Raw genomic sequence first — 11,883 nt, 5'->3', positions numbered from 1 at the left:
AACCGTGAAGCACTGACGGCCGAACGTTTCATCGACAACCCGTTCAGTACGGCGCCGGGTGCGCGCCTGTACCGTACTGGTGACCTGGGTTGCTGGCTGGCCGATGGCAGCCTTGAGTACCTGGGCCGGAATGACGAACAGGTCAAGATTCGTGGCTTCCGCATCGAGTTAGGCGAGATCGAAGCGCAACTCGTCGCGTGTGACGGTGTACAGGATGCCATGGTGCTGGTCCGTGAGGACGAACCGGGCGACAAGCGTCTGGTGGCCTATGTTATCGGCACCGCGGGCGTCGAACTGGACGCCACCCAATTGCGCGAGCAACTGCGCCTGTCGCTGGCCGAGTACATGCTGCCGAGCGCCTTTGTCAGCCTTGAAGCGTTTCCGCTGACGGCCAACGGCAAACTCGACCGCAAAGCCCTGCCAGCTCCCGACCGTTCGGCGGTGGCCAGTCGTGGCTATGAAGCGCCCGAAGGCGACACCGAGATGGCGATTGCACGGATCTGGCAAGACCTGCTCCAGCTGGAGCAGGTCGGCCGGCATGACCACTTCTTCGAACTGGGCGGCCACTCGCTGCTGGCCGTGAAACTGATCGAGCGCATGCGCCAGATCGATCTGGTTGCCGATGTACGCGTACTGTTCAGCCAGCCGACCCTGTCTGCCCTGGCGGCAGCAGTGGGCGGCAAAGGTGCAGTGCAAGTACCCGCCAACCTTATTCCCGCCGATTGCGAGCGCATCACCCCGGACATGCTGCCGCTGGTATCCCTGAGCCAGGATGATATCGACCGTGTGGTGTCCAGCGTGCCCGGCGGGCTGGCCAACGTGCAGGATATCTACGCACTGGCGCCGTTGCAGGAGGGGATTTTGTATCACCACCTTGCTGCGGCCGAAGGTGACCCGTACCTGCAATACGCACTGTTTTCCTTTGACAATATCGAGCGTCTGCACAGCTTCGCCGAGGCACTGCAAGGCGTGATCGCCCGGCACGATATCCTGCGCACGGCGGTACTTTGGGAGCGTCTCGACGCGCCCGTGCAGGTGGTCTGGCGTGAAGCGACCCTGGGTCTGGATGAACAGGTGCTGGACCCGGCCGATGGCGACATTGCCGAACAGTTGCTCAAGCGTCTCGACCCGCGTAACACGCGTCTGGACATCCGTCAGGCGCCGATGCTGCGTATCGGTTATGCCAGGGACGAGGTGAACAACCGCTGGCTGGGCATGCTGCTGTTCCATCACCTGGTGGACGACGCCACGTCGCTGCGTATTCTGAGCAGCGAAATCGAGGCGCACATGCTCGGTCAGCAAGCCTCGCTGCCGCCGTCCGTGCCTTATCGCAATTATGTGGCGCAGGCCATGCTCGGCGTCAGCCGTGAAGAGCACGAGGCGTTTTTCCGCGACATGCTCGGTGACATCGATGAGCCGACACTGCCGTTCGGCCTTCAAGACGTGCAGGGCGACGGGCGCGGTATCGAGGAGGTGCGCCAGTTGGTCGACGTCGACCTGAGCCGACGTCTGCGCGTGCAGGCTCGTCAACTCGGGGTCAGCTCCGCCAGCCTGTACCACCTGGCCTGGGCTCGTGTTCTGGGCGCTGTGTCCGGCAAAGAGGACGTGGTGTTCGGCACCGTGTTGCTCGGTCGCCTGCAAGGCGGTGCCGGGTCCGACCGGGCGCTGGGAATGTTCATCAATACCTTGCCGCTGCGTGTCACATTGGGCGAGCAGGGTGTGCGCAGCGGTCTGAAAGCCACCCACGCACGACTCAGCGGTCTGCTGGCCCATGAACACGCCTCGCTGGTACTGGCCCAGCGTTGCAGTGGTGTGCCCGCTTCGACGCCATTGTTCAGCTCGCTGCTCAACTTCCGCCATACCGGTGATCTCGGCGCGAGCGATCAGGCGCTGGTCGCCTGGGAAGGCATCCAGGCGTTGCACGGAGAAGAACGCACCAACTACCCACTGACCTTGTGCGTGGATGACCTGGGCGAAGGTTTCAACCTGACCGTCATGGCCGAAGGGCAGATCGGTGCCAAGCGTGTGTGTACCTACATGCACTGCGTGCTGGAAAATCTGGTGCAGGCACTGGAACAGACCCCGGACGAAGCACTGGGAGCGCTGCGTATCCTGCCCGGGATCGAGCGCCAGCAACTGCTGGAAAGCTGGAACACCCCGCATGCGCTGCAGGCCGATGACGCCCTGATTCACCGTACCTTCGAAGCCTGGGTGGTGGCGCAGCCGAATGCCGTGGCCCTGCACTATGAAGACAGCAGCCTGACCTATGCCGAGCTGAACACCCGCGCCAATCAGGTGGCCCATTACCTGCTGGGCCTGGGCGTGCAGCCGGATGACCGGGTGGCGATCTGCGTAGAGCGCAGCCTGGAAATGATTGTCGGTCTGCTCGGGGTGCTCAAGGCCGGTGCGGTTTACGTGCCGATTGACCCGGCCTATCCGGCCGAGCGTATTGCCTACCAGTTGCAGGACAGCGCCCCGATGGCGGTGCTGGCCGATGCTGCGGGTCTGGCGCTGCTGGGCACGTTCGACGGCCCACGCGTGGATTTGCACAGTCCGGCGTTGCAGGCCCAACCGGGCCACAATCCACAGCTGACCGGGCTCAGCCCGCGCCACCTGGCTTACGTCATCTACACCTCCGGTTCGACCGGCCTGCCCAAGGGCGTAATGGTCGAGCACCGCAACGTGGCCCGGCTGTTCTCGGCCACCCAGAGCTGGTTTGGCTTCAACGAGCAGGATGTCTGGGCGTTGTTCCATTCATTCGCTTTCGACTTCTCTGTCTGGGAAATCTGGGGCGCGCTGTTGCACGGCGGGCGTTTGTTGATCGTGCCGCAGCTGGTCAGCCGCTCCCCGCAAGACTGCTACGCGCTGTTGTGCAACGCAGAAGTGACGGTGCTCAACCAGACCCCGAGCGCGTTCCGCCAGTTGCTCAACGCCCAGGGCGAGAGCGATCAGCGACATTCCTTGCGCCAGGTGATTTTTGGTGGCGAAGCGCTGGACACCGGGATGCTCAAGCCTTGGTACGCCAGGGTGATCAACGCCGGTACGCAGTTGGTGAACATGTATGGCATCACCGAAACCACGGTGCATGTGACCTATCACCCCCTGGTGGCGGCAGATGCGCAGCGTGCGGGCGTGAGTCCTATCGGTGTACGCATTCCCGATTTGCAGTTGTATGTGCTTGATGCACGCCGCGAGCCGGTGCCGGTGGGTGTTGTCGGCGAGCTGTATGTCGGCGGCGCCGGTGTCGCGCGGGGCTACTTGAACCGTGAAGCGCTGACAGCCGAGCGTTTCCTGGCGAACCCGTTCAGCAAGGATCCTCAGGCGCGTCTGTACCGAACCGGTGACCTGGGTCGCTGGATGGCTGACGGCAGTCTCGATTACCTGGGCCGCAACGACGACCAGGTGAAGATCCGTGGTTTCCGTATCGAGCTGGGAGAAATTCAGGCGGTGCTGGCCGCCTGCGAGACGGTCCGCGAAGCGCTGGTGCTGGTCCGCGAAGATCAACCGGGTGACAAGCGCCTGGTGGCCTATGTGATCGCTGCGCCCGGCCACGAGATCGTAGCGGCTGACTTGCGTACGCGGTTGCTGCTGTCCCTGGCCGACTACATGGTGCCCAGTGCTTTTGTGGCGCTGGACAGCTTCCCGCTGACGGCCAACGGCAAACTCGACCAAAAGGCGTTGCCCGCGCCGGATGCGCAGGCACTGGCAATGCGTGAATACGCGCCGCCCGAAGGCGATGTCGAGATCGCCATCGCGCAGATCTGGCAGTCTCTGCTGCAAGTGCCACAAGTTGGCCGCCACGATCATTTCTTCGAGCTGGGCGGGCATTCGCTGCTGGCCGTCAAACTGATCGAGCGCATGCGCCAGATCGACCTGTCGGCTGATGTGCGGGTGCTGTTCAGCCAGCCTACGTTGGCCGCACTCGCCGCGGCGGTGGGCGGGCACACAGAAGTACAGGTGCCGGATAACCTGATCGTGCCGGGCTGCGAGCGTATTACCCCGGACATGCTGCCGCTGGCTGATCTGGATCAGGCGGCGATTGACCGGGTCGTCGCCAGCGTACCGGGCGGCCTGGCCAACATCCAGGACATCTATGCCCTGGCCCCCTTGCAGGAAGGCATTCTCTATCACCATCTGGCCGCAGACGAAGGTGATCCCTATGTCTTGCAGATGCTTTTCGCGTTCGATGATCGCGAGTGCCTGGCCGGTTTCGCCGCGGCCTTGCAGAGCGTGGTCGAACGCCACGACATCCTGCGCACCAGCGTCGTCTGGGAAGGGCTTGAGCAGCCGGTACAGGTGGTGTGGCGCAACGCGAAACTGAGCCTGGAAGAAGTGACCATCGATCCACTCGACGGTGACGTGCTGACACGACTGCGCGAGCGTTTTGACCCGCGCCACTATCGCCTGGACATCGGCCAGGCGCCGCTGATGCGCATCGCCTATGCCGAGGACAGCACCCACCAGCGTCTGGTCGGCATGTTGCTGTTCCACCATCTGGCGCTGGATCACACCTCGCTGGAAGTGGTGGTGGAGGAAATGCAGGCCAGCCTGCAGGGGCAGATCGAGCAATTGCCGGCCCCGGTGCCTTATCGCAACCATGTGGCCCAGGCGCGTCTGGGTATCAGCCAGGCAGAGCACGAAGCGTTTTTCCGCGACATGCTCGGCGACATCGACGAACCGACCCTGGCTTACGGCATACAGGATGTGCAGGGCGATGGCAGTGGTATCGAGGAAGTGCATCAGGTGCTCGACAGCCAGCTGAGCAGCCGTATGCGCAGCATTGCGCGGCAGTTGGGGGTTAGCGCTGCCAGTCTGGCGCACCTGGCATGGGCTCAGGTGGCAGGTCGGGTGTCGGGCCGTGAAGAAGTGGTGTTCGGCACGGTACTGATGGGCCGGATGCAGGGCGGCAATGGTGCCGACCGGGCGCTGGGCATGTTCATCAACACCTTGCCGCTGCGCATCAGCGTCGGCAGCCAGAGCGCTCTGGCGGCGGTCAAGATCACTCACCAGCGCCTGTCGGCGCTGCTGGGACATGAGCATGCCTCACTGTCGCTGGCCCAGCGCTGCAGCGGCGTGCCGAGTTCGCTGCCGCTGTTCAGCACCTTGCTCAACTACCGCCACAGCAACGGTGGTGCGGCCTCGACCGAAACATTGTCAGCCTGGCAGGGCATTCAGACCCTGAGTATGGAGGAACGCACCAACTATCCGTTGTGCCTGAACGTCGATGACCTGGGCGATGACTTCATGCTCACCATTCAGGCCGTCCAGCAAATCAATGCCCAGCGCATCGGCGAGTACATGCAGGTTGCACTGCGCAGCCTGGTGCAAGCACTGGAACACACGCCGCAAGCAGCGCTGAACAGCCTGCCGATACTGCCGGATGACGAGCGCGAGCTTTTGCTAACGGGCTTTAATGACACTGCGCACCCTTATCCGCGCGATGTCCTGATCCACCAACTGATCGAACAACAGGCCGCCCAGCGTCCGGATGCCTGCGCCGTAAGCGGCGACAGCGGGCCGTTGCTCACTTACGCCGAACTCAATCAACAGGCCAACCAGCTCGCCCATCGCCTGATCGAACTGGGCGTGGAGCCGGATACGCGGGTTGCGGTCAGCCTGCGTCGCGGACCGGAAATGGTCGTGGCGCTCTTGGGTACCCTCAAGGCCGGTGGCGCCTACGTGCCGATCGACCCTGACCTGCCCAGCGCTCGCCAGGCCTATATGCTCAGCGACAGCGCCCCCCGTGCGCTGCTGACCAGCCAGGATCTGCTTGCAAGTCTGCCAGCCCTTAGCGTTCCGGCGCTGGTGCTCGATGGCCACGATGACAGCGCCCAGCTTGCCTCACAGCCGATCAACAACCCGGATGCCAAAGCCCTGGGCCTGCAGCCGAATGATCTGGCCTACGTGCTCTACACCTCGGGTTCCACCGGGCAGCCCAAGGGCGTGATGAACGAACACCTGGGCGTGGTCAACCGCCTGCTATGGGCCCGCGACGCCTATCAGGTGAACAGTCAGGATCGCGTGCTGCAAAAGACTCCGTTCGGTTTCGACGTGTCGGTCTGGGAATTTTTCCTGCCGCTGCTGGCCGGTGCCGAGCTGGTCATGGCACGTCCCGGTGGCCATCAGGAGCCTGACTACCTGGCGCAGGTAATGAGTGACGTGGGCATTACCCTGCTGCACTTTGTGCCCTCGATGCTCGATGTGTTTCTGGAACACCGCTCGACCCGCGACTTCCCGCAACTGCGCCGCGTGCTGTGCAGCGGCGAGGCCTTGCCGCGTGCGTTGCAGCGCCGCTTCGAGCAACACCTTAAGGGCGTTGAACTGCACAACCTGTATGGCCCGACTGAAGCGGCCATCGACGTTACCGCCTGGGAATGCCGCCCGACGGATCCGGGCGACAGCGTGCCCATCGGTCGCCCGATTGCCAACATTCAGATGCACGTGCTGGATGCCCAAGGCCAGCTGCAACCAATGGGCGTGGCCGGTGAACTGCACATTGGCGGCATCGGCGTAGCACGGGGTTACCTGAACCAGCCGCAGCTGAGTGCCGAGCGTTTCATCGCCGATCCGTTTTCCGAAGACCCGCAGGCACGCCTGTACAAAACCGGCGATGTGGGACGCTGGCTGGCCAATGGCGCGCTGGAGTACCTGGGCCGCAATGACTTTCAGGTCAAGATCCGCGGCTTGCGTATCGAAATCGGCGAAATCGAGGCCGCTCTGGCCAAACACCCGGCGGTCCATGAAGCCGTAGTCACTGCTCGTGAAGATGTACCGGGCGATAAACGTCTGGTGGCTTACTACACGCAGTCTGCCGAGCACACTGCTGTCGATATCGAAACCCTGCGCGGTCACCTGCAGCAACAGTTGCCGGAATACATGGTTCCGGCCATTTATGTACTGCTTGAGGCGATGCCACTGACGCCGAATGGCAAGCTGGATCGCAAGGCGCTGCCAGCACCAGACGGTGACGCGCTGATCAGCCGTGGTTACGAAGCGCCGCAAGGCGAAATCGAGGAGCAGATCGCGGTTATCTGGCAAGACCTGCTGGGCATCGCACAGGTCGGGCGTCACGACAACTTCTTCGAACTCGGCGGCCATTCGCTGCTGGCGGTGAGCCTGACCGGGCGCATGCGCCAGTTGGGCCTGAGCGCCGACGTGCGCGTGCTGTTCAGCCAGCCCACCCTGGCTGCACTGGCCGCGGCGGTGGGCGGTGGCACCGAGATCGTGGTGCCCGCCAACCTGATCACCGAGGACTGCCAACGCATTACGCCTGAATTGTTGCCACTGGCCGACCTGACCCAGGCGCAGATCGATCAAGTCGTCGCCACCGTGCCGGGCGGCGTGGCCAATGTGCAGGACATCTACCCGCTGGCGCCTCTGCAGTCAGGCATTCTTTACCACCACTTGGCCGCCGAAATCGGCGACCCCTATGTGCTCCAGACCCAGTTCGCGTTCGCTGACAGCGAGCGTCTGAACGCCTTCGTCCAGGCCTTGCAGATGGTCATCGATCGCCACGACATTCTGCGCACCAGCGTGGTATGGGACGGTCTCGATTCACCGGTGCAGGTGGTCTGGCGTCAGGCCCGGTTGCACCTTGACGCACTTGAGCTCGATCCGGCAGACGGCGATATCGGTGCGCAACTGCACAGCCGCTTTGACCCGCGCCATTACCGTCTGAACATAGGCCAGGCGCCGTTGATGCGCGTGGCCTATGCCGAAGACCCGCTCAACCAGCGCATCTGCGCGATGTTGCTGTTCCATCACATGGCCCTGGACCACGTGGCGCTGGAAGTGGTGAAGCATGAAATGCAGGCATGGCTGGCGGGCGAGGCCGACACGTTGGCGGCGTCGGTACCCGTGCCGTATCGCAACTATGTGGCCCAGGCACGCCTGGGTGTCAGCCAGGCTGACCACGAAGCGTTCTTCCGCGACATGCTCGGCGACATCGACGAGCCGACGCTGCCGTTCGGTTTGCAGGATGTGCAGGGTGAAGGGCGTGACATCGAGGAAGCCAGCCTGGCGCTGGCCCCTCAAATGAGCCTGCGCCTGCGTGCTCAAGCCCGGCAACAAGGGGTGAGTGCCGCGAGCCTGGTGCATCTGGCCTGGGCTCAAGTGTTGGGCAAGGTTTCAAACAGGCAGGATGTGGTGTTCGGCACCGTCCTGATGGGCCGGATGCAAGGTGGCGAAGGAACCGAGCGGGCCCTGGGGATGTTCATCAACACCTTGCCGCTGCGGGTTTCGGTGGGCGAGCAGGGCGTGCGTGACGGGGTCAAGGCCACTCATAAGCGCCTGACTGCCTTGCTCGGTCACGAACATGCCTCACTGGCGTTGGCCCAGCGTTGCAGCGGGGTTGCCGCGCCGGCGCCCTTGTTCAGCGCACTGCTCAACTATCGCCATAGCGGGGTCGGCAGTGTATCCGACCAGGCCATGCAGGCTTGGCAGGGCATTGCGGTCCTCAGCGGCGAAGAGCGCACCAACTACCCGCTGACCTTGAACGTCGATGATCTGGGCGACGGGTTCAGCCTGACGGCGTTGGTGGTTTCGTCAATCGGCGCGCAACGTGTGTGCGGCTACATGCACACGGCGCTGGAAAACCTGTTGACTGCGCTGGAGCAGACGCCAGAAACGTCGTTGCAAGGTTTGTCGATCCTGCCAGCTATCGAGCGCGAGCAGTTGCTGGTGGCGTTCAACGACACCGTGCTGGCTTACGAGAACGAACAGACCATTCACGGGATGTTCGAAGCGCAGGTCAAGCGCACGCCGGAAGGGGTGGCAGTCGTCCATGGCGAACAACGCCTGACGTATCGCGAGCTTAACCAACAGGCCAACCGTCTGGCGCATGCGTTGATTAAGCAGGGCGTGCAACCGGATTCCCGCGTCGGCATCTGCGTTGAGCGCGGCATGGAAATGGTCGTCGGTTTGCTGGCGATTCTCAAAGCGGGCGGCGGTTACGTGCCGCTGGACCCGGCTTACCCGGCAGAACGTATTGCCTACATGCTGCAGGACAGCGCTCCGGCGGCAGTTTTGGTTCAAACAGCTACTCAGGGCCTGATGGCCGACGTTTCGGTGCCTGTCATCAATCTTGATCTGAGCGATTGGCAGGACCAATCCGTCCAGAATCCGCAGGTGCAGGGGCTGACTTCGGCGCATCTGGCGTACCTGATCTACACCTCGGGTTCGACCGGTTTGCCGAAAGGCGTAATGATCGAACACCGCAACACCGTCAACTTCCTGAGCTGGGCACACACGGCTTTTGACGGCTCTGCACTGGAAAAAACACTGTTTTCCACCTCGCTGAACTTCGACCTCGCGGTCTACGAGTGCTTTGCGCCGCTGACCTCGGGCGGCAGTATCGAAGTCGTCAAAAACGTCCTTGAACTGCAACACGCCGAGCATGATATCGGCCTGATCAACACCGTACCGTCGGCGCTTAAAGCACTGCTGGACGTCGATGGTCTGCCAGAATCGGTCCATACCGTGAACGTGGCCGGCGAAGCGCTGAAGCGCAGTCTGGTTGAGTCGCTGTTCGAGAAGACCAGCGTGCAGCGCCTGTGCAACCTGTATGGCCCATCTGAAACCACCACCTACTCAAGCTGGGTGGCGATGGATCGCGAAGACGGCTTCGCTGCGCACATCGGCAAACCAGTGGGCAATACGCAGTTTTACCTGCTGGACGAACAGCAACAGCCTGTGCCACTGGGTGTCGCGGGTGAAATCTACATCGGCGGTGCCGGTGTGGCTCGGGGCTACCTGAACCGCGACGACCTGACTGCCGAACGCTTCCTCAAAGACCCGTTCAGCCAAAACCCGGCAGCACGCATGTACCGCACTGGCGACCTGGGGCGCTATCTGGCGGACGGCAATATCGAATACCTCGGTCGTAACGACGATCAGGTGAAGATCCGTGGCTTCCGTATCGAACTGGGCGAGATCGATGCACGCCTGGCCAAACACCCGGCCGTCCACGAAGCGGTAGTGAATGCTCGCGAAGATGTGCCCGGCGACAAGCGTCTGGTGGCTTATTACACCCTGAACGCAGGGCAGGCTTCGGTAGACATCGACAGCCTGCGCGGCTGGCTGCAGGAACAACTCCCGGCCTACATGATCCCGGTGGCCTATGTGCTGCTCGATGCACTGCCACTGACCCCGAATGGCAAGCTGGACCGCAAGGCCCTGCCGGCACCGGAAGCCGACGCACTGATCAGCCGTGGCTATGAAGCCCCACAAGGCGAAACCGAAACGCAGATCGCGGCTATCTGGCAAGACCTGTTGGGCGTTGCCCAGGTCGGTCGTCACGACAACTTCTTCGAGCTGGGCGGTCATTCGCTGCTGGCCGTCAGCCTGATCGGGCGTATGCGTCAGTCGGGCTTAAGCTCGGACGTACGCGTGCTGTTCGGCCAGCCGACCCTGGCGGCACTGGCAGCGGCAGTTGGCGGTGGCACGGAAATCGTGGTGCCCGCCAATCTGATTTCCGAGCACTGCGAACACATCACCCCGGACCTGCTGCCGCTGGCCGACCTGACCCAGGCGCAGATCGACCAGGTGGTCGCCAGCGTGCCGGGCGGCGTGGCGAATGTGCAGGACGTCTACCCGCTGTCGCCGTTGCAGGAGGGCATCCTCTATCACCACCTCAGCGCTGAGCGCGGAGATCCGTATTTGCTGCAATCGCTGTTCGCCTTCGACAGCCAGGAGCATGTCGACGACTTTGCCCGCGCCTTGCAGTTCGTGATCCAGCGCCATGACATTCTGCGCACCGCACTGGTCTGGGAAGGACTGGACGAACCGATGCAAGTGGTCTGGCGTCAGGCGTTGCTGACGCGTGAAAGCTTTGACCCGGATCCGCAAGGCGGCGACGTCGCGACACAGTTGCACCAGCGTTTCGACGCCCGCCACCAGCGTCTGGACATTCGTCGAGCGCCGATGATGCGTCTTGTACATGCCTGGGACGAGCCAAACCAGCGCTGGCTGGGCTGGCTGCAGTTCCATCATCTGGTCATGGACCATACAACACTGGAAGTAGTGCGCCATGAGATGCAGGCCTGCCTGCTGGGGCAGGGTGCTCAACTGGGCTTGACGGTGCCATATCGCAATTACATCGCTCAGGTCCGCCTGGGCATGAGCCAGGAGGAACATGAGGCGTTCTTCCGCGATATGTTGAGTGACGTTGACGAGGCGACGCTGCCGTTTGGTTTGCAGGAGGTGCAAGGTGACGGTCATGACATCGAAGAAGGCTGCCTGGCGGTGGATCTGGAGCTCAGCCGTCGTTTGCGCGCTCAGGCCCGCCAACTGGGAGTGAGTGCCGCGAGCCTGGTCCACCTGGCCTGGGCGCAGCTGTTGAGCAAGGCCTCGGGGCGTGACGACGTAGTGTTCGGCACCGTGCTGCTGGGCCGGATGCAAGGCGGCGAAGGCTCAGACCGGGCGCTTGGCGTGTTTATCAACACCTTGCCGCTGCGTGTGAGCCTGGGCGACCAAGGCGTGCGTGACGGGGTCAAGGCCACGCACCAGCGGTTGACCGCATTACTCGGGCATGAACACGCGTCTCTGGCGCTGGCCCAGCGTTGCAGTGGCGTGGTCGCACCGGCTCCGTTGTTCAGCGCGCTGCTCAACTATCGCCACACCAGCGTTGCCGTGACCGATGAGACGCTGACGGCCTGGAATGGCATGCATGCGCTGGCGCTGGGCGATGAAGAACGCACCAACTATCCACTGACCCTCAACGTCGATGACCGGGGCGAAGACTTCCTTTTGACCGTACAGACTGTACCCCTGATCGATGGCGCACGTATCTGCGCCTACATGCAGCAAACCTTGAGCAATCTGGTCAACGCGCTGGAGCAGGCGCCGCAGACCCCGTTGCACGCCATTTCCATACTGCCGGACAGC

At 62.8% G+C, this 11,883-nt stretch carries 1 protein-coding gene (running past one end of the window); it reads left to right on the top strand.

Annotation, left to right across the window (positions count from 1 at the left end; all coding sequences use genetic code 11):
• On the top strand, positions 1–11,883 hold part of the coding region annotated (gene sypC / locus LIX91_RS22125; RefSeq protein ID WP_226489160.1) for a syringopeptin non-ribosomal peptide synthetase SypC (this coding region is incomplete at its 5' end). The annotated region continues 16,326 nt past the right edge of the window; 11,883 of 28,209 annotated nt are visible.

Origin of the sequence: Pseudomonas sp. B20, from assembly GCF_020515755.1 — a bacterium.
Classification (GTDB): domain Bacteria; phylum Pseudomonadota; class Gammaproteobacteria; order Pseudomonadales; family Pseudomonadaceae; genus Aquipseudomonas; species Aquipseudomonas syringae.
Note: the sequence above shows the minus strand (reverse complement) of the source record. Positions and strands in the feature narration are given on the sequence as shown.